We start from the raw sequence: 22,776 nt of genomic DNA, 5'->3' as shown, positions 1-22,776 counted from the left end.
CGAAAAAGCCTCAAACGCAAATCTGGGGCCGGACAAGCTGGACCACACGATGTCCTTTATGTTCGAAACCCGCTTTCCGCAGCATCTGACCGCCTTTGCCGCAACCGAGGCGCCGCTGCAAGACGACTATATTGACTGCTGGGCCTCGCTTGAGAAAAAGTTCGATGGAACACCGGGAAAGAAATGACCTGCAATGAACTTTGATATCTGGGTCACCTATGTCGCCACCGTCCTGTTGCTGATGAGCACTCCGGGACCAAGCCAGCTTTTGATGCTGTCGAACTCGGCCACCAACGGGTTGCGCCGGGGCGTGTTCACGGCTGCCGGTGATCTGACGGCGAACCTGTTGCAGATGTTGGCGGCAGGTCTCGGGCTCGCCGCGATCATTGCGGCCTCGGGCACCGCGCTGGCCGTGGTCAAATGGCTGGGTGTCGCCTATCTGGTCTTTCTTGGCGTCAAAGCGATTGTCAAAGCCAAACCTCAAACAGCGCAAACCGCACAGCTGGCCAGCCGCAAAACCTTGTGGATGCAAGGCTTCATCACCTCAGCCGCCAATCCCAAAGCAGTTGTTTTCTTTGCTGCACTGTTTCCGCTGTTCATCGACGGCGCGCTGCCTTTCTGGCCGCAATTCGCGATCCTCTCGGCCACCTATCTGACCCTGGACGGGTTGTTTCTGACCGCCTACGGAGCTAGCGCCAGTTGGTTAACAACGCGGCTCAAACGGTCTGCGCGGCTCTGGCTAGATCGCGCGGGTGGCGGGTTCATGATTCTGGCAGCCGTTCTGCTGGGGCTGAAGTCCCTGCGAGACGCTCAATAAACCAAGACAAGGATCAAAAGATGCCTTTGCTGAAATCCTGGGTCGCCTCGGCCAATGACGCGGACCATCCATTTCCGTTGAACAACCTGCCCTACGGGGTCTTTGCCGTTGGCGATGACGAGCCCAGATGCGGCGTTGCCATTGGGGATTTGATCCTCGATGTCACCGCAGCTGAGGCCGAAGGGCTGATCACCCTGACCGATGAGCCGCTTTTCGACCTGCCGTTCTGGAACCCTTTGATGGAGCAAGGCCCCGCCGTCTGGGCTGCCCTGCGCGACCGATTGACGGCGCTACTGTCTGAAGGCGCGGCGGAACAAGAGGCGGTGGAGCCCCTGCTGGTACCGCAAAGCGCGGTTGTCATGCACATGCCCTTCGCGGTCAGCGAATACACCGATTTCTACGCTGGTCGGCATCACGCCTTTAACGTGGGTTCGATGTTCCGGGACCCCGAAAACGCGCTGCCACCGAACTGGTTGCATATTCCCATTGGGTACAACGGCCGGGCATCCTCGGTCGTGGTGTCGGGTACGGATATCCGGCGCCCGTGGGGGCAGCTGAAGTCGCCCGATCAGGACAAACCCGCCTTCTTGCCCAGCCGCCGCTTCGACTTTGAGCTTGAGATGGGGGCAATCGTTGGCACTCCGTCCGACGGCCCGATCTCGGTGCAGCAGGCGGACGATCATATCTTCGGCTACGTTCTGCTGAACGACTGGTCCGCCCGTGACATTCAAGCGTGGGAGTATCAGCCTCTTGGCCCATTCCAAGCCAAGGCCACGGCAACTTCGATCAGCCCGTGGATCGTGACCAAACCTGCGCTGGAGCCCTTCCGCTGCGACACACCCGACCGCAAGGTCGAGTTGCTGGATCACCTGAAGGATTGCGGCCCGATGCTCTATGACCTTTCGCTTGAGGTGACGCTGGCCCCCGAAGGACAGGCGGCGACCACAATCACCCGCACGAATTACAGCGAGATGTACTATTCCGCCGCGCAACAACTGGCCCATCACGCCAGTTCAGGTTGCCCTATGAACACCGGTGATCTTCTGGGGTCCGGCACGATTTCCGGGCCGACGCGCGACACGAGAGGTTCACTCCTGGAACTCAGCTGGGGCGGCAAGGACCCGTTGAGCCTTGAGACCGGTGAGGCCCGCAGCTTCCTAGAAGACGGAGACACCCTAACCCTGTCCGGCTCTGCGCAGGGGGATGGCTATACAATCGGGTTCGGAACCTGCCATGGCGCTGTGCTACCGGCGCTGGAGAACCCTCTCAAACCCTGAGCCGTGCCGCACAGCACCTGTGTGCCGGTGTTGGTAGGATTGAGGGTCAAGACCGCCTAGGTTCATTGCATCCAAGCAATGAGGCCCCCGATGTCTGATATCTCCGGCTATCACGCCCATGTCTATTTCGACGCCGACACACAGGATTTAGCGCAACACATCTGCGAAGAGGCAGCCCGCCTTTTTCCTGTGCAGATGGGACGCATGCACGCGCGCCCGGTTGGCCCGCATCCGAGGTGGAGCTGCCAGCTGGGCTTTGCCGCCGACGCGTTTGATCAGGTCATTCCGTGGTTGATGCTCAACCGACAGGGCCTGACGATCTTCACCCATGCTGAAACCGGCGATCATCTAGCCGACCACCGCGATCACGCGTTGTGGATGGGAGAGCTTTTGGATCTGGACCTGTCGATCTTCGACAAGGCCTAGCCCAAAGCCCGCGCCTGATCCCGCAGCACGAATTTCTGAACCTTGCCGGTGGATGTCTTGGGCAAAGTCCCGAACACCACCGTCTTGGGCGCTTTGAAATGGGCCATGTTGTCCCGACAGAACGCAATCAGATCGGCCTCCGTCGCGCTGGCCTCAGGCTTTAGCTCAACGAAAGCACACGGGGTTTCGCCCCATTTCTCATCTGGACGGGCGACCACGGCGGCCTCCATGACGGCAGGGTGCTTGTAGAGGACACCCTCAACCTCGACGGATGAGATATTCTCGCCGCCCGAGATGATGATGTCCTTGGACCGGTCCTTCAGCGCGACATAGCCATCGGGGTACATCACCCCCAAATCGCCCGAGGCAAACCAACCGCCATTGAACGCCTTGTCGGTGGCATCCGGGTTCTTGAGATAGCCTTTCATTACCACATTGCCCTGCATGAATATCTCACCCATGGTTTCGCCGTCGGCGGGCACGGGCTCCAGCGTTTCGGGATCGGCCACCATCAGGCCGGACAGCGCTGAATAGCGCACGCCCTGACGCACCTTGAGGGCGGCCCGTTCGGCTGGAGCCTTCTGGTTCCACTCATCCTTCCACGCGCAGACGACTGAGGGGCCGTAGGTCTCTGTCAGACCGTAGACATGGGTCACCTCGACGCCCATCCCCTCCATCGCTTCGATCACGGCAGCTGGCGGCGGGGCACCTGCGGTCATCACTTTGATCTGGTGGTCGAAATCCTTGAGGTGATCGGGGGCATGCGCCAGCATATTCAGAACGATGGGCGCGCCACAGAAATGGGTGACTTTCTCCTCTCGGAAGGCGGCATAGATCGGCTCGGCCCGAACCGCGCGCAAGCAGACCGAAACCCCGGCATTCAGCGCCATGGCCCAGGGGAAACACCAGCCATTGCAGTGGAACATCGGCAGGGTCCACAAATAGACCGAGTGCTTAGGCATACCCCAATCCAGCAGGTCGGACTGCGCGTTCAGGGCCGCGCCTCGGTGGTGATAGACCACGCCCTTGGGGTTGCCGGTCGTGCCAGAGGTGTAGTTGAGCGTGATCGCGTCCCACTCATCCGCGGGCAGAGACCAATCAAACTCAGGGTCGCCTTCGCCCAGCAGGGCCTCATAGGTCAGGCTGCCAAGGCGTTCGCCACCATCAAAGCTAGGATCTTCGATATCGATCACCAGAAGGTCATGATCGACCTGCGGCAAAGCCTCTTTAACGACGGCAGAGAACTCGGGGTCCACCAACAGCACCTTTGCCTCGGCGTGGTTTAAGATGAAGGCGATGATCGGCGCATCGAGGCGCGTGTTGATCGCGTTCAAAACAGCGCCGGCCATGGGAATGCCAAAATGGGCCTCATAGAGCTCGGGGATGTTGGCGGCGATGATCGAGACGGTATCGCCCTTGCCCACCCCACGGGCCGTCAGGGCGCTGGCAAGACGGCGGCAGCGCGCATAGGTCTGCGCCCAGCTGTAGCGACGGTCTCCATAGACGACGGACGGGTAGTCGGGATACACCGCCGCCGTCCGTTCGATGAAGCTGAGCGGGGATAGCGGCGTGTAATTCGCACGGTTCTTATCCAGATGACGCTCATACATATTGGCTGCTTGCATCCGCCAACCCTCCCAATTCGCGTGTGTCGCCACATGACCATAAACACGAGGCTGTGACTATCTTGTAGAAATACGACAAGTGGCGGGGCTCTGGCGATACGCTATGATGACATCTGGCCCTATATTCGCGCCCCCATTCGCGGTGATCTGGGCCATCGCATTTACTTGCTATCGTGGGACCGATCCCACAATCTGCACACCGCATCAGACTGAAAGGACATGTCATGGACGGCACGTTCAACGAAAACGATCTTTCCCGCGTGGTCGAGGCCGACCGCGCCCATATCTGGCACCACCTGATCCAGCATAAACCCTTTGAAACAAACGATCCCCGCATCATTGTTGAAGGCAAAGGCATGCGCGTCTGGGACCAGAAAGGCAAAGAGCATCTGGATGCGGTCTCTGGCGGCGTCTGGACGGTGAACGTCGGCTATGGCCGCGAATCCATCTGCAAGGCGGTCTATGACCAGCTGATGAAGCTCTGTTATTTTGCGAATTCGGCAGGGTCGATTCCCGGTTCGATCTTTGCGGAGAAGCTGATCGAAAAGATGCCGGGCATGAGCCGCGTTTACTACACAAACTCAGGCTCCGAGGCGAACGAGAAAGCCTTCAAGATGATCCGTCAGATCGCGCATAAGCGCTATGGCGGCAAAAAGACCAAAATCCTGTATCGCGATCGCGACTATCACGGCTCGACTCTGGCGGCGATGTCAGCGGGTGGTCAGGATGAGCGCAACGCGCAATACGGCCCGTTTGCTCCGGATTTCGTACGTGTTCCCCATTGCATGGAATACCGCAAGCACGAACTGAACGGCGCGCCGGAGGAAAACTTTGGCGAGTGGGCCGCCGACCAGATCGAAGAGGTCATCCTGCGCGAAGGGCCAGACACCGTTGGCGCGCTGTGCCTTGAACCTGTGACCGCAGGTGGCGGTGTGATCGAAGCACCCGAAGGCTACTGGCAGCGCGTTCAGGAGATCTGCAAGAAGTACGACGTGCTGCTGCATATTGATGAGGTCGTGTGCGGCGTCGGTCGGACAGGTACGTGGTTCGGCTACCAACAGTATGGCGTGAAGCCTGACTTTGTCACCATGGCCAAAGGTGTTGCCTCGGGCTATGCGGCCATCGCCTGCCTGGTCACCACAGAAGAGGTCTTTGACATGTTCAAAGACGACGCGGCAGATCCGATGAACTACTTCCGCGATATCTCGACCTTCGGCGGCTGCACCGCTGGCCCTGCGGCTGCGATCGAGAATATGCGCATCATCGAGGATGAGAACCTGCTGGGCAACTGCGTCGACATGGGCGACCGCATGATGGGTAACCTGCAAGCGCTGATGGAGAAACACAAAGTCATCGGCGATGTGCGCGGCAAAGGCCTCTTCTTGGGTGCCGAACTGGTTGCAGACCGCTCCACGCGTGAACCGATGGACGAAAAGAAGGTACAAGCCGTTGTGGCAGACTGCATGGCGCAGGGTGTCATAATCGGCGCGACCAACCGCTCGCTGCCGGGTCGCAACAACACGCTGTGCTTCTCGCCTGCTCTGATCGCGACGACGGATGATATCGACCAGATCACCGATGCGGTCGACGGCGCGCTGGGGCGCGTGTTCGGCTAGAGAATGAAAAACGGGAAACCGGGCGTTCCTGCGCCGGTTTCCCTTCCTCCGGTCCGCAAAATTTTTTGCGAACCAGACGATCAGACACACCTCTTGCTCTTGCGTTTTAACCGGCGCAGACTTGCATGCAGAGGAGTGTATCATGACACCCAAAACCTCAGACACGGAACCGTCGGGCGATATGGCGTCGCCGCAAGGTGCAGCGCTCAAGGTCAAGACAGTAAGTGCGCAGGACATCAAGGACTCGTTGAAGGCGGGCGTGGCGGACTTTCTGGCCCGCCCTGTCATGAGCGGGTTTTTCGGCCTGTTCTACGCCGTTTTTGGCCTTGTCTTTGTGTGGTGCCTGATTTGGCTCGGCAAGGTCTGGATGATCATTCCGGCCATTGTGGGTTTTCCACTGGTTGCGCCCTTTGCCGCTGCCGGGCTCTATGAAATGTCCCGACGATTGCAGGGCGGGGAACAGTTCGGCTGGTCCGATATCCTGACGGTGATGGCCAATCAACGCAAACGCGAGATGGGCTGGATGGCCTTTGTCACCCTGTTCATTTTCTGGGTGTGGGTCTATCAGGTGCGCCTTTGGTTGGCGATCATCCTGCAGAATGCGTCCTTCTCGGACTTTGACGGATTTCTGAACACCGTCTTCTTCACGCCAGAAGGCTGGACGTTTCTAGCCATCGGCACCTGCATCGGCGCGGGCCTTTCGGCCGTGCTGTTTTCGGTCACCGTTGTCGCCATGCCGCTGCTTCTGGACCGAGAGACCAACTTCGTATCAGCCATGCTGACCTCGATCCGGGTCGTCACCGAGAACCCGGTGGTGATGCTGGGTTGGGCAGCAATCATCTCGGTAACCATGCTGCTCTCGCTGATCCCGGCATTCTTGGGCCTGATCTTCACCCTGCCGATCCTTGGTCACACCACGTGGCACCTGTATCAGCGTGCCGTTCCTCCGGCCGAGAATTGAACGGGACCCCTGGGAGGGAAAGGCACATCCAAAACAAAAAGGACCGCCCCAAATGGGACGGCCCTTTGTTCACTGTCTCTCTTTTCAGAGATCAGGCAGCCAGAGCGGCCTGAGCTTTGGCGACGATCGCACCGAACGCTTCCGGTTCGTGTACGGCCAGGTCAGCCAGAACTTTGCGGTCCACTTCGATACCGGCCAGGTTCAGGCCGTTGATGAAGCGGGAATATGTCAGAGCCTCGTCATGCGAACGGACAGCAGCGTTGATGCGCTGGATCCACAGCGCACGGAAGTTACGCTTGCGGTTCTTACGGTCGCGGGTTGCGTACTGGTTGGCCTTGTCGACGGCCTGACGTGCAACTTTGAAGGTGCTCTTACGGCGGCCATAGTAACCTTTGGCGGCCTTGATGACCTTCTTGTGACGGGCGTGAGTTACGGTTCCACCTTTAACGCGGGACATCTCTTAATCTCCTCTTAGCGGTCGTAGGGCATGTAGCCCTTGACGATCTTGGCGTCGGGGGCGGACAGGGTGGTGTTGCCACGGGCATCGCGGATGAATTTCTTGGTCCGCTTGATCATGCCGTGCCGTTTGCCGGCCTGGCCAGCAAGGACCTTACCGGTCGCAGTCACCTTGAAGCGCTTCTTGGCGCTCGACTTAGTCTTCATCTTAGGCATTTCCGTCTCCTTTCAGGGTTCGGTACTAAACGCGACTCGGCATGCCATCTCGGCCGGTCACGCGATCAGATGCGCCGTTTACGCAAGTTCGGTCATACTGGCAAGGGGGTTTGGCCCAGAATCTGTGCTTTTCGCAGCGGCCTAGGCACCGGGGCAGCATAGGGCCACCCCGGTGTATTGGTTTAGTGGCTGAATTTGCGGATTTCGCCGCTCTTCAGACGCTCGGAATAGGACGCAAGCTCCTGACGCACCACTTTCATCAGGAAGTAGAGCGCAAAGACGTTCACAACCGCCATCGCAAAGATCGCCGCATCCGAGAAGTCGATGACCGGGCCAAGGTTGGCCGCCGCACCAATGACAACGAAGATGCAGAAAATGATCTTGAAGACCAACTCTTTGGTGTGGCCTTCGCCGAACAGATAGGTCCAGGCTTTGAGGCCATAGTAGGACCAGCTGATCATCGTCGAGAAGGCAAACAGGACCACGGCAATCGCCAGAATGAACGGGAACCAGCTGAACGCGCTGCCGAAGGCCGCCGAGGTCAGGCTGACGCCGGTATTGCCGTCGACCGTTGCAATCGCATTGCCCGCTTCGTTCAGCATGTAGTTGCCGGTTGCCGGATCAACGATCAGCTGCTGGGTTATGATGATCACCAGCGCAGTCATGGTACAGATCACAACCGTGTCGATGAACGGCTCAAGCAGCGAGACAAAGCCCTCGGTGATCGGTTCTTTGGTCCGTACGGCTGAGTGCGCAATCGCTGCGGAACCCACACCCGCTTCGTTCGAGAACGCTGCACGACGGAAGCCCTGGATCAGCGCACCGACCATGCCGCCAGCAACGCCGAGACCGGTGAAGGCACCTGCGAAGATCTGACCGAAGGCCCAGCCGATCTGATCGGCGTGCATCAGGATGATGACCAGCGCCGCCAGCACGTACATGACACCCATGAACGGCACGACCTTTTCGGTCACGCGCGCAATGGATTTCAAGCCACCCACGATCACCGCAAAGACGATGCCCGCAAAGACCAAACCTGTGATCCAGCCCGGATAGTCTCCGACAATCCCCGCAATCTGCTGGTGCGCCTGATTGGCCTGGAACATGTTGCCCCCGCCCAACGCGCCAAGGATACAGAAGATCGAGAATAGCACCGCCAGGATTTTGCCGCCCGGCAGGCCCAGCTCGGCAAAGCCCTTGGACATGTAATACATCGGGCCGCCTGAGACGGTGCCATCTTCATATTCGTTGCGGTATTTCACACCCAACGTACATTCGGTGAATTTCGACGCCATGCCCAGCAGGCCCGCGACGATCATCCAGAACGTGGCACCCGGTCCACCGATCCCGATGGCAACCGCCACACCGGCGATGTTCCCAAGACCAACGGTCCCCGACAAAGCGGTGGCAAGGGCCTGAAAATGGCTGACCTCACCCGCGTCATTGGGGTCGGAGTAATCGCCTTTAACTAAGCTGATCGAGTGTCCGAAGAATCGGAATTGCACAAAGGCAAAATAGAGCGAAAACACTGTGGCCGCGACGACCAGCCACCCCACGATCCATGGGAATCCAGTGCCCGGAAACGGCGCGAAGATAAAGCTAACGAAGGGGCCGGTAAAATCCGCGAAAGCCTGATTGATCTTCTCGTCCAGACCGGGCGCCTCTTGCGCGAAAGCGGGGCTGGACATCAGAGCCATGGTCGCACCAAGGCCCAATTTTTGAAGCATATTCATCCTAATCCCTCCGCTCAGTTCACGACCGTGACAGGCACGTCGGCATGCATGACCAGATTCTGAGTCGAGCTTCCAAACAGCCGTTTCTTAAACCCATCCGCCGAGGCGCGGCCAACGATGATCTGCGTACCGCCGTTTTCAACCGTGATCGCGTTCAGCGTCTCGGCCACGTCGCCATGGCGCACGATGCCGTGCGCTTCGAACCCATCGGCCTTTAGCGCCTCAACCGTAGGGGCAATGATCCGCGAGGTGGCCAGTTCGACCTCTTCCTCGCGCCGCTTGTGCCGTTGGGCGTTTTCTTCCGGCGTTTGGAAAGTGAAAGGGGACCATTCGATGACATAAACAACCAGCATTTCGCATGAGCCAATCCGCCCGGCCAAATCCTTAGCAAAGGCGATAGCGCGCTCTCCGGTTTCTGTCCCGTCCAGTCCAATGACAATCTTTGTTGTCATGACGTTCCTCCGTTTTTTTCTGGTTTGACCGGGACCCGTGCCCCCGGTAGGGCGACCGGAACCTGGAACTATCTGAGATGATCGCCCTAAGGTTCAGTATCCGGCAAAATCACCAAAAAACAGAGGCATTTTTGCTGAATACAACCCTACGGGCATCTTCCTCTTGAAAACAAACAAGAAAAGCCGCCTAAAAATTAGGCGACTTGAGCATTCTCAATATGATCCTTCCTGAAATCCGGGCGAACTCATCCGGGATCGGTGTTGTAGATCAGACGCTCGTCACAAGGGGCAATACGCAGAATATTGGTGGTTCCGGGGACATTGAACGGAACGCCTGCGGTAACAACGATCTGATCGCTCTCGGCGGCGAAGCCCCCTGCGCGCGCGGCGCGGGCCGCATTGACCACGGCCCCTTTGAACCTCTCAAGTTCGGGCGTCATCACACAGTGACAACCCCAGCTCAGGCACAGACGGCGGGCGGTTCCCGTCGCCGGCGTCATGGCGATAATCGGCACACCGGGACGTTCGCGCGCAGTCAACAGCGCAGTGGTGCCGCTTTGGGTGAAACAACAGATCGCTTTGATGTCGGTCTTTTCCGCGATCTCGCGCGCGGCTGCCACGATACCGTCCGCGATGGTCGACCCTTTGGCAGTACGCGAGGCCGCGATGATCTGGGTGTAGGTCGGGTCGGCTTCGACCTCGATAGCGACCTTATTCATGGTCTGCACGGCCTCGATCGGGTACGAACCTGCCGCAGATTCCGCGCTGAGCATGATGGCATCCGTGCCTTCGTAGATCGCGGTCGCAACGTCCGAGACCTCGGCGCGGGTTGGCATCGGGCTTTCGATCATGCTCTCCAGCATCTGGGTCGCGACGATCACCGGCTTGGCTGCACCACGACACTTGCGAACCAGGCGTTTCTGGATCGGAGGCACAGCCGAAACCGGCAGCTCAACGCCCAGATCACCACGGGCCACCATGATCCCGTCTGATGCGTCGAGGATATCGTCAAACGCCTCAACCGCCGCGGGCTTTTCGATCTTCGACAGGATCGAGGCCCGTCCATCCGCCAGCGCACGCGCCTCGAACACGTCCTTGGCCCGCTGCACAAAGCTGAGTGCCAGCCAATCCACACCCAGTTGGCACACAAACTCAAGATCGTCCCGATCCTTGGCCGACAAGGCTGCCAATGGCAGCAGCACATCGGGCACGTTCACACCCTTGCGGTTCGAGATCGTCCCGCCGACTTCGACATTGCAATTGGCGAAATCCTGACCGCAATCCTGCACCGTCAGACGGATCTTGCCGTCATTGACCAGCAACCGTGCACCGGGTTCCAGCGCCGCAAAAATCTCGGGGTGTGGAAGGCAGACACGGTTGATGTCTCCGGCCTCGGGGTCGAGGTCCAGCCGGAACGCCGCGCCCTCTACCAGTTCTTCCGCATCATTGGCAAAAACCCCAACACGCAGCTTCGGGCCTTGAAGATCGGCCAGAATCGCGATCGGGCTGTCCAGATCCTTTTCCACCTGACGAATAATGCGATGCCGTTCACGGATCTCGTCATGGCTGCCATGGCTCATGTTCAGGCGAAAGACGTCGGCCCCGGCCTCATGCAAGGCCCGGATGGTGTCATAGTCATTGGACGCCGGTCCCAGCGTCGCCACGATTTTTACATTTCTAAGGCGTCGCACTGGTTTCGCTCTCCTCAATCCCTCGGTGATGCGGCAATGTTACCGCAAACAGTATGTGGGTGGTTATTGCGCAATTCCCTTTTGGAAGCAACTGCCATACACCTGCCGCAAACTTGATGACAGGCACATGACATACACTCCGTTTTTTATCCATGGCGAGGATCGCCCGTCCCGATGGCTGATCACCTGCGATCATGCGACCAACACCGTCCCCCCCGAAATCAACGGCGGGGATCTGGGATTGCCGCGCGAAGATATGGAACGCCACATCGCCTATGATGTCGGCGCCTACGAGGTCTCGAAACATCTGGGCGAGATCCTGAACGCGCCGGTCATCGCGGCCAATTTCTCGCGCCTTGTAATTGATCCGAACCGGGGTGAGGACGACCCGACCCTGCTGATGAAGCTCTATGACGGTTCGATCATTCCCGGCAATCGCCACGCTGATGCGGCCGAGCGTGAACGGCGTTTGGACATGTGCTACCGTCCTTATCACGACGCGCTTGGGCGACTGGCCGCCCTTCCGCATGCGGTGATCGTGTCTATGCACTCTTTCACCCGCCAACTCCGCGGTCGCGAACCACGCCCATGGCATGTAGGCGTTCTGCACACCCCGGATGAGCGCTTCTCACGCCCTCTGATCAACCGCCTGAAGGCCGAAGACGGTTTGTGCGTCGGCGTGAATGAGCCCTATACCGGCGTTCTGCCCGGCGATGCCATCGACACGCATTGCACCTCACAAGGTCGACCAAATGCATTGATCGAGCTGCGCAATGATCTGATCGCGGATCACGCAGGGCAACGGGCCTGGGCCGAAAGGCTCGCCGTAATCCTACAGGATGCACTATCTGACAGCGGCCTTTGATCGCATGTTATTGTGAGCTGCACCTTCAACCCCCACTTTGGAGACTGGGAAGGAGGCGACCATGACACAAGAGTTGCTGACAAGTTTTTTTGGCTGGATGGCGATACTGAACATCGCTGTTTTGCTGTTCACAACCGCTATGATTGTGCTGCTACAGGACTGGATTGCAGGAGTTCATGCCAGAATGTTCCAAATGGAACGGCCTGATGTGAAGCGTGCCTATTTTCGGTATTTGGCCAACTACAAAATCCTCACGCTGATTTTCTGCGTCATTCCGTGGCTGGCCTTGAAACTGGCCTAACGCAGAGTCAGTTGAAACGCCCTCTTCAGAGCGTTAATTCGGATACAGACCGCATCCACTTCTTCGGAGCCAGACCATGGACAAGCAAACCGAAATCGAACTTCAAGCCGCAGCATTCCGTCGGCTGCAAAAGCACTTGATGGAAGATCGCACGGACGTTCAGAATATCGACATGATGAATCTGGCAGGGTTCTGCCGCAACTGCCTGTCACGCTGGTATCAGGAAGCGGCCAACGACAAAGGCTTCGAGATGGGCAAAGACGAAGCCCGTCAGATCTTCTACGGCATGACCATGGATGAATGGAAAGCCAACTACCAGACCGAAGCCAGCCCCGACAAACAGGCCGCCTTCAAGATCGCATTTGAGGAAAATGTTACGAAAAGGGACTAAGGCCCTAAGTCCAACGAGCCGACAACGCAGACTGATGACCTAGTCCTGTACAGCAGCACCCAAAAGCACGCTGTGATGCGTGCACACGGTCTCTGAGTTTAGGTGATACTTAGTAGCCTGAAGAACAAGATCGCCGCTCGTGTTGAATTCACAGTGCTTCCAGCGGTGTTTCTGGAACCGAAAAGCCTCGCGTGGTGCGAGTCTAAGTGCTTGATATCTGAGCTAGAGTATTGGTTTCGGGAGGGCGCAACCACTGTTGTCGAACGAAATTGAAATGTCAGGTTTAAATCGCAAAGCGGGCATCACGTTTTCTACTAGTGACTTCTGCGTCGCGGAACGAAGCTGCCATTCAACCATATAACCTCAAAGCCCGCTTTTGAGGTTCATAGGCGGATAGGTGTTATTTTGTGAATCTTAGATAGGAGTAGCGGAATCTGAAAGATTTCACATGGAAACCAACCGCCTACTGACAGAGCTGACGCAAAGCTAGTAGCTGCAAGGTTGATTTTCGACCTTCTGCAGCGATAAACTTGGTTCCTGGATGGACAAAATCACTATCAAACCGGGCAATAACATCTGGTACAGCCTCGCAATTACCGACCGTGCCCTCGCTTACAGCCCAATCGCGAATTGCATTGGAAGAAAGCCAATACCTAGTTAGCCCCTGTATTTTAGATGCTTCTGCCAATACGGCGTCGAACTCTGTTCGACCGCTCTTTATCAAGGCGTCATCAAGAGATTGGAATGAAACGCTCGCTGCTAGCCTGCGGGCCTCTAGTCCTATTGCTTTATCAGTTGCACTTGCAGACGCGCGTTTAGCAATATCAATCGCGTCATCGTACCTCTGCTGATTGCCTAGTTCATACGCCAAGGCTAGCAAAGCACCTGACGATATCGCATTCTGATCTGACTGCTGAATTTCGTTGATAGTGGCAATCGCTGTATCAAGTAACGGTATTTTGAGGCCATTGATGTTTTGAGCGATGGCCTGATATTGAGGCGATTGTGGATGTACCTGCGCGACGGTTGCATTGGCCTTCGCGAGCTCTACCAGTATGCTATCGACCCGAGCCACGTTGTCTGCCAAACGATTGGCGTTTTCAGTGAAAGTCCAATCCCAGATTGCAGTTGAGGCCAGAGCTGACGAAATCACAAGGCCACCCAACCCTGCCCATTTCGTTATTCTCGCAAATGTACCAGTTTCAGCCGCGTACACCTCGCGGCGAAGCTCATCTAACTCTGCCCGTAGGTCAGAAACTTCCTTTGCATGTTCTTCAGGTTGAGCGTCTTCCATTTGCCTTCACCTCAGCACTGCGGCGGTCCAATCCAGTTTCCTGCCTGCTGAGCAAACAAACAAAGCCTTTGGGCTCTTTGCAATGGCGTACCGTAGGTATGCCAGTTCGAACTACTGCCACCATTCATGAAGAGGTGCCAAGCTGCTAGTACGGCTTGGGGGTGGGCATTTTCTGCCGCAAACCTATCAGCATCGCGCTCACGTCCTGTTGGATGGGCAAAGGGTTGAAATTGGTGGCCTAGATAGACGTGCCCGTGTTCATGAACCCTGAAAAATTCACATGCGGCTGCACCAATCTGCTGGCAGATGATCGGATTATAAACAATCACCGCACCTGTTGGTGACCCAGCATGCGGGAAAACAGCGGCAATGTCCCCAAATTGTGGATTTGGTACTTCGGGAGTAGCTGTTTGTGCGGTAGCGTTTGATGTCATTAATAGACAAATACAGAGCCATAATTGTTTCATTGAAAAACTCGAGGTAGCTAAAATCAAAGACTACGTAGCACGTTTCTTGAAGTTCTTCTAGCTCTGCTTGAGACGCATAAGTCGGCGAAAATGGTCCTTTGCGTTCGCCAGGTACTTTGTTGCTTCCGGATTCGCGTCTAATGCCTATGAACGCCAAGCCGCGACTGCCATGTTTATCAACCCACAAACATATTCTATCCCGGCGATCAATCCAACTGCCGATACTCCGAGTGCAAATGCACAACCGCCACAGCTAACCGAACGGATGCGGCAGTAAATGGCGCAACCTGCAGATGTAGCGATTAGAACAAATGAGATGCCAACGAGAGCAAGAGCAACGAAGCAAAGCACCCATGAAGATAGCATGCATTTTCTTTTTAACTGGTCAGACTGATGCGTTCGAACAATTTTTCTGAGACACCAATGTTGCAGAAACAACTTTAAGGAAAGCAGTTATCAAGTCTCTTGTTTCTGAGTTGTCATTCAGAATGAGCAGTCTTGCTGCGGGTAGACTTCTGATCCATCTCGACGGTCGGCTCGCCCGTTCGCCATTTTGAAGCGGTTGTTCGTCTGTCCTGTGGCTGTCGTCGATGCTGAGACCAAAGCAACCGATGCTGCAGTGTACATAAGAGTCAGCTTTCGTTGTTTTCGTTATTCAACCTACACCGCCCGCGATGGGCTGCACTGAATCAAGCGAAAGCAACCAGGTTCCTAGAAACTTTAGACCAAATCCTGCACTCATTTTAGAGCTGCTTGCCAATCACAACAACAGTTAGAACAGCCAAGAAAAAGCCCAATGCAGTGAGCGAAAAAAGTTCGAACATTCGAACACTAGTAGATACTTCCTCAACTGATTTAGAAGACATCTTGAACACCATCAACCCAGCGCTAACGAGCAGACCAAAAATCAAAGACAAGCTTCCAACCCAAACGATAAACAAGACCATAGCGAAGCCTCATCAAAACCCAGTTTATGAGTGTGTATATTTTGAATTTATTGACGAGCCGTGAACATCGGACGATAATCTTGAATCATCTACTATTTTTTTACTGCGGATCGCGACAACTTTCCGCTAATCTTAAGAAGCATAAATTTTGAGTTTTGGGGGACTAAATGCCGGTTTTTATTGTCATTGCGTATGCGCTAATTTTGATCTTAGGTGTGAGTATATCAGGCTACCTCTCCTACGAGGGTCTTCTTAGGACTGCTGACGAAATCACTCTCCCTCTCGTTGTCTTGCTCATGGCCATCATATTGGTGATGGATGCAACTATTAGCTATTTTCGGTCCAACGAGAGACGATATCTATTACCTTTGTTCATATGGGCTGTAGCAGCCTTTTTTTCCATCGCGTCCAATTTCAACTTCCTCTACACAAATTTCATGCGTGATGACGTTACCCAAAGCACAGTAACGCGACAGGTGGCAGTTTTCCGAGATAACTTGGTGACCACTAGAGCGACGCTGTTAGGGCTTAGACAGGTCGAGATAGCTCAAGAGTTACGCGCGGACCTAATAGTAGAACTGGAAAACCTATATGATCAAATAAACGATCCTTTGCGGCCAGGTTGCGGGGCGGAATGCCGAATACACATGGCGCAAATAGAAAGCATTCTAGGGAGGAGTATTACCAATCTGGCAGTGCCAGGTATCGGCTCTGACCTGGCGGTCGTAAATGGTTGGTACACACGATATCGCGCAGCAGCCGAGAACATCCTGGAAGTCACTATGCAAGAAACTGGTGCACCGCCAGTTGAACAACTTGTGGCGCGCATAGATGCTGCATTGTTGGAATATGAAGGACCTGAACGTGTTTTGGCCACCAAAGGCGGATTGGATGCGCTTGCAGCTATGTCTGCAACCTCTTTAGATATTGAGCGAGAAGCTAACGCTCTCTTGACTGAGGAAGACCGCGTTGCGCATCAAAATATTGACCCGTCGCTCGGACGTTTAGGAGAAATAGTTTATGCATTCCAAAATGGTTTCATTGAGATGCCAAATCCATTAGCGACATTTGTGTCTCTGATACTCGCTTCCGTCGTTGATGTGCTTCCTCTTCTGTTGTCATTCGCCCTCTTTGGTAAAGGTCGCTTGGAAAAATCGATTAAGACGGGGACTTCACGCGGAGCCGGAGGGCGTCGTGTAATTAGCGGTTAAAGCAGCAATTTTATAAGAGTAAAACCATGAATGATTTACCTTTCGAAGACGGCGCGGGTGGAATTAAGAGGATTCGACCGCGTTCCAAAACTGGTTTGACTGTGGAGGAAGTAAAGAACAAAACAGAAGGAAATTACATTTTCTCGTTTGGCTTTCCTGGCTCGGGGAAAACGACCTTTCAATGGATGATGATGAACTACCTTCTAAATGAAGGTCCATTTAGAACCGAAGTCGTCATACCTACTAGATCAGAGGGTGAAGACTGGGAAGGTCGAGCAATCATCAACGCTTGGAAGACCCAATGGATTGAAGGACGCTTCCCAGACCCAACGGCATCAGCCGAAAGCGATATTCGAGAAATTCAGATCACCACTTCCACGACGGCTGGCAAAAAGTTGAATATGGAATTCAGCTTCCTAGAGGTTTCAGGTGAACTATTGCAGCAAGTGATGCCCCGACCGTCGTCGCCCCCATTGCTTACCCCGCTCCTTAAAGCATATCTAAACAACCCACGCCTAAAATTCTGCATGATTCTGATGCTAAGTCCTGATGTTGAAGAAAATGACCAGCTCTTTGCATCATTTGTTGCATACCTAAAAAAGAATTTCCCGGGCCTCTTAGATCGTATGTCTCTAGGAGTAATCGTTTCAAAACCTGAAGATTCACTACGCCGCTTGCAAAAGTTCGGATCAGCAGATGGTCAAATGGGATACGATACATTTAGCGAAGAAGCCATTATGGCCTATATGAATAGGTTCTGCGGCGAAACCTATCAAATTTGGATGGATTGGTCGGACCCGAAAAAGACGCTTCTGTGCCCGCTCCAACTGGGTGAAATCGAAACGATTGAAGGCGAGCCTCGGCTCGTTGAACCAGACTTTCATCATATTGAAGAAGTTTTCTTTTGGATGTTTGAGCAGTTCACTGGAAAACGCCCCGGCCCCACAATTTGGCAATCACTCACAGGGAGGCTGGATTGGAAGTAAAGACTGATGGGCCCTTGCAAGTAGGTCGAGCAATATTTGGCACCGAACGTGGCTTGGTGGCACAAGGAAGCGGTGTACTTGCGGACGCTCCTGTGTCGATCTTCGAATTCGATGTAGGTCGTCAACGCGATGGTCTCTTGCATAAAATGAAGCCCGGTGATCATTCACTTTTCTTCCGCCGTCTTGAAGAAGAATCCACTGGAACTGAAGTCGATTTGATTGGCTTAGTCGCCCCCTGCTTGGATGCGCATGAACGCCGTGGTTTCATGGGGGCGTGTGTTGCGATGCCCCTTGATAGCCGACACCGAACGAAAGGATTTTCTGATTGGAGGTCCCTACAACTTACATTGAATAATTTGTTCGAAAGCGCATTGTCTCTTTTGCAAGAAAACAGCAAGAAGCTCCTTTGGCGTAGAGTTTTAGATTCTTCGACGACGGACCGGAAAATGCAATGGACAACAGTTCCTGGCCGAACATTGTATCTGTATGCAGGCGACGAGACCGATGAACAGACAATTCGCTGCTTGCAGGCGATGGCTTTCAAGTTTGGGTCAGACTATTCAACAATTCTAGCATTTCACACCTCCACGAAGCAATCAGTCCCGCTCAACCACCCAGACGTAGCTGCCGCGCTGTCGGATTTCGAGGTCGCTAAAATTGCAACTCAAGAAACACGGAATTCTCGACTTCTTCGTGAGACCCGCATTCGCTCCGATTACGTGCCGGAACACGGCCACCCTAGCCAAGAGTCCGCATATTTACAGTCACGTTCAGCAAGTAGCGCCCCAAAAGTCTCAGATCAGCACTCAGACGGGATTTCCCTGGAAAAGGCATGGCGACGTATCGAATTGTTGCAAGAACACGTGAGCTACTTGAGCGATGAGCTAGACATGCTCCGCGCCTGTATGGATAGTGACGGCAACGAAAGAAGTGCTTCTGCCTCAAGGACAGATTCTCAGATTTCTACTTTTTCATTAGGAACTGCTAACGAGACCAAGTCGCCCTTTGCATTTTCGTATGTGCTTTGGGCGATTGCAGGAGTCATTTTTAGTATATTGTTGTTGGTGTTGATCTCGTATTTTGTTTTTGGCGACGATGCTGAGTCTGGCGCAGATCAAGGTGAGAACACTGAAGTACCTGCCGAGGTGCAAGCAAACCCGACCACACCGAATACTCCAGAAAACTAAGTCGACAACCGTCATTCGATTAACGCACGTTGAAACTCCACATTCTTAGTACTCAACCACTTTATTTAGCAACGTTGGAGCAATGGTGGCCTATAAAGCCGGGCAGGAATACAACCAAAGGGAACTAGTTTAATGTTAATAGTAATAAGGTTCTACACCGCCGCCATCCTAATGTTTGTCGTTTCTTTCAGTGTACAGGCGGGCGAAGTATCGCCTCAGGATGCAATTAGACACGTCGGAGAGCAAGCAACCGTTGTTGGAGTTGTAAGCCAAGTTTCAAATAGCGGCAAAGGAACGACTTTCATAAACTTTGGTGGCCGATATCCAAATCACGCATTTTATGCCGTCATCTTTCGCGATCAAGGCGACAAATTTCCCAGCGTATACACGTATGAAGGACGTACACTTGCCGTTAAGGGAACTATAAAGCTCTATCGAGGTAAGCCTCAGATAATTTTATCTTCACCGGACCAAATTGAGGTTCGCTGAAGTCAGCACAATTACTCCAGTAAACCGGGCTCAGGATTTCGGCAACGGGGCCGTCCTAGTCAACTAAAATTGGTAGGCAATTCAGCACATTTATTACCTCCTTTTGAGCTGTCCTGGACGTTTTACAAAGTCCACTTCCTGCGCAACGCGATGCGCTCAGATCGTGGCTGTCGCACTGTTACATGCGTGATATCCGGCTGTTAGTGATGAGGTTACATTTTCGTGATCTCTGCCAGAGGCCTTGAAAGTCTGCTCCGAGTTGCGACCTGCCGTATGCGCCCGCAGCGCCCAATTGGGGCGGCGATGGCGGCTCTGGGCTCATCGCGACCTATTTGCGGTGTTTAGCACGGACAGCCTCTGTTGCGGCGTTGCCACAGACCCAATTCGCCCCTGCTGCTTCCACAGTGCTTCCAGTAGCGATGGTACGAACGCAAAAAGCCTCGCGTTATGCGAGGCTAAGTGTTTGATATATGGCACTAAATATTGGTTGCGGGAGAGCGCAACCACTGTTGCCGAACGCAACTAAAATGCCAAGTTTAGAGCTTCGGGCTTATTGTTTCAGACCCTCTGTCGCTGAGCGCCAGCATCTAAGTTATGGCCAAATCCAAACAGATAATTAATCAAACAAAAGCAAATTCGTCTACAAAGCTCTGAATTACCTCGGTCCCATCATCGAATGTAGTGACGCGGCTAACTCGATCGCCCTCCGCATCAAAGGTGTCAACATAGTTAGCCCACGGACGTACGTCAGCCGTATCCGTCATCGTCGCCACAGCCCTGACGCCATCAACGTAGTCGGTTTCCAGGGTGCGGCCATCATCATAAAAAGTTGTTTGATGGGACCTTTGGCCGGAAGGATTGTAATCCCGCTCAATTGTCGCCCAAACAAACTCATCCTCCGTATCCGTGACAAGCATCGCATCACGGACACCATCGACATAGCTTGTTTCTGCGACGCGTCCGTCATCATAGGTCTGCACCCGACTAGCTCGCTCGCCCTCTGCGTCGTATGTTTCGACGTAACTTGTCCACGTATGAACATCGGCCGTATCCATCATCGTAGCCATAACCCTGACACCGCCAACGTAGTCGGTTTCAAGAACGCGGCCATCGTCATAATAGTTTGTCTGAAGTGATCTTTGACCAATAGAGTCGTATTCCCGCTCAATTGCCGACCAAACAAATTCATCCGCAGAGTCCGTGGTCAGCTGTGTACTTCGAACGCCATCGTTGTAGCTGGTTTCCGCTATTCGCCCGTCATCATAAGTCTGCACTCGGCTAACTCGGTTGCCGTCCGCATCGAACGTATCAACATAGTTTGACCACGACCGAACATTCGCAGCATCAGTCATCGTCGCGGTAGTTCTTATACCATCTACAAACTCAGTAACGAGTATGCGGCCATCTGGATATTCACGGGTTTCAGTTGTGACTTCCGGCGCGGCATTCACCGTTACATCGATAGTTACGGTATCTTCGCCTCCAAAGCCGTCCGAGACCGTGTAGTCGAAGCTCGCCGGGCCGCTGTAGCTTGTGTCGGGCGTGAAAACCACCTCGTCGTTGGTCGGATCCGCATCTCCTTGATCGTCGATCTCGACGGTGCCGTTGACCGCTCCCGAAACCGACGCAACCGACAGCGTGTCGCCGTCGGCATCCATATCGCCATCAAGCAGTGACAACACGGACAGGACCAGCGTCTCGTCCTCGGCGATCTCAAAGGCTTCTGCGTCTGCGACCGGCGCAGTATTGTCCTCGTCGATTTGCCCGTCCTGGTCATTGTCCTTGTAGTCGTTGATCTCAGGCGCACCTGGGTAAACTGTGTCATCCGCATCATCCGCGTCGCTGGCAACTCCAGACATGTTGGTCGGTGCTGTGTAAGCAGACTGGTTTGTCGCCACGTCGTCCACACCAAAGCCGTCGCCGTCCGCATCCAGATACCAGGTGAAGGGCCCGTCGAGGCCATCAATGACGAGCGTTGCCGTATTCGGCGTTTCCCCACCCTGACCGTCCGTCACGGTGTAGTTCACAGTGATCGTCGCACTTTCACCTGTTGAAAGGGCTTCGGCAAACTGGCTGGGATCGATGCTCAGAACCGCACCAATCAATCCGAACGAAACTTCTGCGCCGCTCTGATCCTCCGCGCTCACCGCGGTCACACCGAGTGTCCCGCCATCGATATCAATCGCGTCACCTTCAGTCAGTAAATCTAGGCTTAAAATTGAACCGTTTTCAGAGATAGTTCCTAATTCGATCGGAGATACGGTAGGAGGTATATTTGGCACCAACGAGATAGTTGTATCGTTAAAGACAACTAGCTCCACGCCCAACAAAGTGTCGGTACCAATGCTGCTGCTAACTGTAGTTGTTCCGTCCAAAGTCGAAACCGTGAACTCTGAAGAGATGCCGTCATAAAGCACTTGATCATAACCCGCACCAGCATCGACGAAATCGCTTCCACCGCCTGTTGATACTATGTCATCGCCATCACCCGTATCCACGTAGTCGGCCTGATCTCCCAGTATCAGGTTGTCATCACCGGACCCGGTGCGGAGCAGCAGTCGATCGATGCTTTGAACCTCTACGCCATTCGAAAGAACTTGCCAGGTGTCGTTATCAACTGTCAGGTTCCAATTGAACGCAGTCGTGGCATCAGACCAGTCAGCGTAGAGCGTATCATTTCCAGCACCGCCTAAAGCAACGGCCAGATTGCCGTTCCAATCCACAAAGAGGTCACTGTGGTCTCCGCCACGATACTCGATCCTCTCGAAATTGCTCTCTTCGATTACTGCCTGCGCGTAATTGGCTCCAGACACAGAAGATGACCAACCTGAAATAATCTGATGTGTGCTCGCACCCGCAATCGCAGCTTCAATCGCTTGAAAGCTGGAATTCGATGTCAAAGGGCTTGCGTTATCAAACTCGTGCCTGATCTGCGCGAAACTGCGGTCCGGAGTGCTGCCCGCGTTACCTCTGGCCTCAACAACAAGAAGGTCATCGCCATCGCCACCGTCCGCAGTCATCCTGCTGCCGGCGCGATATCCAGCGGCGGAACCGACCATCACAACGTCATCGCCCGAGCCCGCGAGAACCTCGTCCGCCGCAGTTAACTCCTGACGCGCATCAATAAAATCATCGCCTGCGCCTGCGTCGACGTAGTCGGCCTGATCTCCCAGTATCAGGTTGTCATCACCGGACCCGGTGCGGAGCAGCAGTCGATCGATGCTTTGAACCTCTACGCCATTCGAAAGAACTTGCCGGGTGTCGTTATCAACTGTCAGGTTCCAATTGAACGCAGTCGTGGCATCAGACCAGTCAGCGTAGAGCGTATCATTTCCAGCACCGCCTAAAGCAACGGCCAGATTGCCGTT

Annotated in this window: 22 protein-coding genes; 12 read left to right on the top strand and 10 right to left on the bottom strand. The window is 54.6% G+C overall.

What is annotated here, in order from left to right:
- The 4 genes from ACR0C3_RS23025 to ACR0C3_RS23010 all read left to right on the top strand — a co-directional run.
- Positions 1 to 187, top strand: a 187-nt coding sequence (locus ACR0C3_RS23025; RefSeq protein ID WP_480760736.1) for a homogentisate 1,2-dioxygenase domain-containing protein, incomplete at its 5' end; no start/stop codon positions are given.
- Between the two features lie 6 nt (positions 188 to 193).
- Positions 194 to 817 (top strand): LysE family translocator, encoded by a 624-nt coding sequence (locus ACR0C3_RS23020; RefSeq protein WP_480760734.1) that lies wholly within the window; start codon positions 194 to 196, stop codon positions 815 to 817.
- 20 nt (positions 818 to 837) lie between these two features.
- Positions 838 to 2,094, top strand: coding sequence for a fumarylacetoacetase (gene fahA, locus ACR0C3_RS23015; protein WP_480760733.1), 1,257 nt, complete (start codon positions 838 to 840; stop codon positions 2,092 to 2,094).
- Between the two features lie 90 nt (positions 2,095 to 2,184).
- Positions 2,185 to 2,520, top strand: coding sequence for a DOPA 4,5-dioxygenase family protein (locus tag ACR0C3_RS23010; protein ID WP_480760731.1), 336 nt, complete (start codon positions 2,185 to 2,187; stop codon positions 2,518 to 2,520).
- On the opposite strand, the gene ACR0C3_RS23005 is transcribed toward ACR0C3_RS23010, so the two are convergent.
- Positions 2,517 to 4,145 (bottom strand): acyl-CoA synthetase, encoded by a 1,629-nt coding sequence (locus ACR0C3_RS23005; RefSeq protein WP_480760729.1) that lies wholly within the window; start codon positions 4,143 to 4,145, stop codon positions 2,517 to 2,519. The genes ACR0C3_RS23010 and ACR0C3_RS23005 overlap by 4 nt on opposite strands.
- 224 nt (positions 4,146 to 4,369) lie before the next feature.
- Between ACR0C3_RS23005 and ACR0C3_RS23000 the strand changes: the two genes are divergently transcribed.
- On the top strand, positions 4,370 to 5,761 hold the full coding sequence (locus ACR0C3_RS23000) for an aminotransferase class III-fold pyridoxal phosphate-dependent enzyme (protein WP_170380990.1): 1,392 nt from the start codon (positions 4,370 to 4,372) through the stop codon (positions 5,759 to 5,761).
- Between the two features lie 142 nt (positions 5,762 to 5,903).
- The gene (locus tag ACR0C3_RS22995; RefSeq protein ID WP_480760727.1) at positions 5,904 to 6,722 is read left to right on the top strand and encodes a DUF2189 domain-containing protein; all 819 of its coding nucleotides are present in this window, start codon (positions 5,904 to 5,906) and stop codon (positions 6,720 to 6,722) included.
- A 91-nt stretch (positions 6,723 to 6,813) separates the two neighbouring features.
- On the opposite strand, the gene rplT is transcribed toward ACR0C3_RS22995, so the two are convergent.
- From rplT to pyk, 5 genes are all read right to left on the bottom strand, one after another.
- Entirely contained in the window at positions 6,814 to 7,179 is a 366-nt protein-coding gene (rplT, locus tag ACR0C3_RS22990) for a 50S ribosomal protein L20 (protein ID WP_008756009.1), read from the bottom strand.
- 14 nt (positions 7,180 to 7,193) lie between these two features.
- Positions 7,194 to 7,394, bottom strand: a complete 201-nt coding sequence (gene rpmI / locus ACR0C3_RS22985; RefSeq protein ID WP_010443552.1) for a 50S ribosomal protein L35 — start codon at positions 7,392 to 7,394, stop codon at positions 7,194 to 7,196.
- A 182-nt stretch (positions 7,395 to 7,576) separates the two neighbouring features.
- The gene (locus ACR0C3_RS22980) at positions 7,577 to 9,127 is read right to left on the bottom strand and encodes an alanine/glycine:cation symporter family protein (RefSeq protein ID WP_170681364.1); all 1,551 of its coding nucleotides are present in this window, start codon (positions 9,125 to 9,127) and stop codon (positions 7,577 to 7,579) included.
- A 14-nt stretch (positions 9,128 to 9,141) separates the two neighbouring features.
- Entirely contained in the window at positions 9,142 to 9,579 is a 438-nt protein-coding gene (locus ACR0C3_RS22975) for a universal stress protein (protein ID WP_170380993.1), read from the bottom strand.
- 245 nt (positions 9,580 to 9,824) lie between these two features.
- A complete protein-coding gene (pyk, locus tag ACR0C3_RS22970; protein WP_480760726.1) occupies positions 9,825 to 11,270 on the bottom strand; it encodes a pyruvate kinase in 1,446 nt (481 codons plus the stop codon).
- 127 nt (positions 11,271 to 11,397) lie between these two features.
- Here pyk and ACR0C3_RS22965 point away from each other — a divergent pair, with 127 nt between their 5' ends.
- The 3 genes from ACR0C3_RS22965 (at position 11,398) to ACR0C3_RS22955 (ending at position 12,827) form a co-directional block, all read left to right on the top strand.
- Positions 11,398 to 12,135 (top strand): N-formylglutamate amidohydrolase, encoded by a 738-nt coding sequence (locus tag ACR0C3_RS22965; RefSeq protein ID WP_480760725.1) that lies wholly within the window; start codon positions 11,398 to 11,400, stop codon positions 12,133 to 12,135.
- Positions 12,136 to 12,196: 61 nt separating this feature from the next.
- A complete protein-coding gene (locus ACR0C3_RS22960; RefSeq protein WP_170768891.1) occupies positions 12,197 to 12,436 on the top strand; it encodes a DUF6868 family protein in 240 nt (79 codons plus the stop codon).
- Positions 12,437 to 12,512: 76 nt separating this feature from the next.
- Positions 12,513 to 12,827 carry a DUF1244 domain-containing protein gene (locus tag ACR0C3_RS22955; RefSeq protein ID WP_480760723.1) on the top strand — a complete coding sequence of 105 codons (315 nt, stop codon included), beginning with the start codon at positions 12,513 to 12,515 and terminating at the stop codon, positions 12,825 to 12,827.
- Between the two features lie 463 nt (positions 12,828 to 13,290).
- Here the strand turns inward: ACR0C3_RS22955 and ACR0C3_RS22950 are convergent, their stop codons facing one another.
- The 3 genes from ACR0C3_RS22950 to ACR0C3_RS22940 form a co-directional block, all read right to left on the bottom strand.
- Positions 13,291 to 14,121, bottom strand: a complete 831-nt coding sequence (locus ACR0C3_RS22950; RefSeq protein ID WP_480760722.1) for a hypothetical protein — start codon at positions 14,119 to 14,121, stop codon at positions 13,291 to 13,293.
- 11 nt (positions 14,122 to 14,132) lie between these two features.
- Positions 14,133 to 14,588, bottom strand: coding sequence for a hypothetical protein (locus ACR0C3_RS22945; RefSeq protein WP_480760721.1), 456 nt, complete (start codon positions 14,586 to 14,588; stop codon positions 14,133 to 14,135).
- Positions 14,589 to 15,331: 743 nt separating this feature from the next.
- A complete protein-coding gene (locus ACR0C3_RS22940; protein WP_480760720.1) occupies positions 15,332 to 15,535 on the bottom strand; it encodes a hypothetical protein in 204 nt (67 codons plus the stop codon).
- Positions 15,536 to 15,702: 167 nt separating this feature from the next.
- Here ACR0C3_RS22940 and ACR0C3_RS22935 point away from each other — a divergent pair, with 167 nt between their 5' ends.
- The 3 genes from ACR0C3_RS22935 to ACR0C3_RS22925 are packed head-to-tail and all read left to right on the top strand — an operon-like array spanning position 15,703 to position 18,919.
- On the top strand, positions 15,703 to 16,746 hold the full coding sequence (locus ACR0C3_RS22935) for a hypothetical protein (protein ID WP_480760719.1): 1,044 nt from the start codon (positions 15,703 to 15,705) through the stop codon (positions 16,744 to 16,746).
- Positions 16,747 to 16,772: 26 nt separating this feature from the next.
- A complete protein-coding gene (locus ACR0C3_RS22930) occupies positions 16,773 to 17,732 on the top strand; it encodes a hypothetical protein (RefSeq protein WP_480760718.1) in 960 nt (319 codons plus the stop codon).
- A complete protein-coding gene (locus ACR0C3_RS22925) occupies positions 17,723 to 18,919 on the top strand; it encodes a hypothetical protein (protein WP_480760717.1) in 1,197 nt (398 codons plus the stop codon). Before ACR0C3_RS22930 ends, ACR0C3_RS22925 begins: the two co-directional genes overlap by 10 nt.
- Before the next feature lie 1,109 nt (positions 18,920 to 20,028).
- On the opposite strand, the gene ACR0C3_RS22920 is transcribed toward ACR0C3_RS22925, so the two are convergent.
- Positions 20,029 to 22,776, bottom strand: a 2,748-nt coding sequence (locus ACR0C3_RS22920; RefSeq protein ID WP_480760716.1) for a cadherin-like domain-containing protein, incomplete at its 5' end; no start/stop codon positions are given.

It is taken from the genome of Ruegeria sp. CK3 (genome assembly GCF_056536565.1).
This window is presented reverse-complemented; position numbering and strand designations above follow the sequence as displayed.

Coding starts and splice junctions, on each gene's coding strand:
- ACR0C3_RS23020 (WP_480760734.1), top strand. CDS start 194: ATGAACTTTGATATCTGGGTCACCTATGTCGCCACCGTCCTGTTGCTG.
- fahA (WP_480760733.1), top strand. CDS start 838: ATGCCTTTGCTGAAATCCTGGGTCGCCTCGGCCAATGACGCGGACCAT.
- ACR0C3_RS23010 (WP_480760731.1), top strand. CDS start 2,185: ATGTCTGATATCTCCGGCTATCACGCCCATGTCTATTTCGACGCCGAC.
- ACR0C3_RS23005 (WP_480760729.1), bottom strand. CDS start 4,145: ATGCAAGCAGCCAATATGTATGAGCGTCATCTGGATAAGAACCGTGCG.
- ACR0C3_RS23000 (WP_170380990.1), top strand. CDS start 4,370: ATGGACGGCACGTTCAACGAAAACGATCTTTCCCGCGTGGTCGAGGCC.
- ACR0C3_RS22995 (WP_480760727.1), top strand. CDS start 5,904: ATGACACCCAAAACCTCAGACACGGAACCGTCGGGCGATATGGCGTCG.
- rplT (WP_008756009.1), bottom strand. CDS start 7,179: ATGTCCCGCGTTAAAGGTGGAACCGTAACTCACGCCCGTCACAAGAAG.
- rpmI (WP_010443552.1), bottom strand. CDS start 7,394: ATGCCTAAGATGAAGACTAAGTCGAGCGCCAAGAAGCGCTTCAAGGTG.
- ACR0C3_RS22980 (WP_170681364.1), bottom strand. CDS start 9,127: ATGAATATGCTTCAAAAATTGGGCCTTGGTGCGACCATGGCTCTGATG.
- ACR0C3_RS22975 (WP_170380993.1), bottom strand. CDS start 9,579: ATGACAACAAAGATTGTCATTGGACTGGACGGGACAGAAACCGGAGAG.
- ACR0C3_RS22965 (WP_480760725.1), top strand. CDS start 11,398: ATGACATACACTCCGTTTTTTATCCATGGCGAGGATCGCCCGTCCCGA.
- ACR0C3_RS22960 (WP_170768891.1), top strand. CDS start 12,197: ATGACACAAGAGTTGCTGACAAGTTTTTTTGGCTGGATGGCGATACTG.
- ACR0C3_RS22955 (WP_480760723.1), top strand. CDS start 12,513: ATGGACAAGCAAACCGAAATCGAACTTCAAGCCGCAGCATTCCGTCGG.
- ACR0C3_RS22950 (WP_480760722.1), bottom strand. CDS start 14,121: ATGGAAGACGCTCAACCTGAAGAACATGCAAAGGAAGTTTCTGACCTA.
- ACR0C3_RS22945 (WP_480760721.1), bottom strand. CDS start 14,588: ATGAAACAATTATGGCTCTGTATTTGTCTATTAATGACATCAAACGCT.
- ACR0C3_RS22940 (WP_480760720.1), bottom strand. CDS start 15,535: ATGGTCTTGTTTATCGTTTGGGTTGGAAGCTTGTCTTTGATTTTTGGT.
- ACR0C3_RS22935 (WP_480760719.1), top strand. CDS start 15,703: ATGCCGGTTTTTATTGTCATTGCGTATGCGCTAATTTTGATCTTAGGT.
- ACR0C3_RS22930 (WP_480760718.1), top strand. CDS start 16,773: ATGAATGATTTACCTTTCGAAGACGGCGCGGGTGGAATTAAGAGGATT.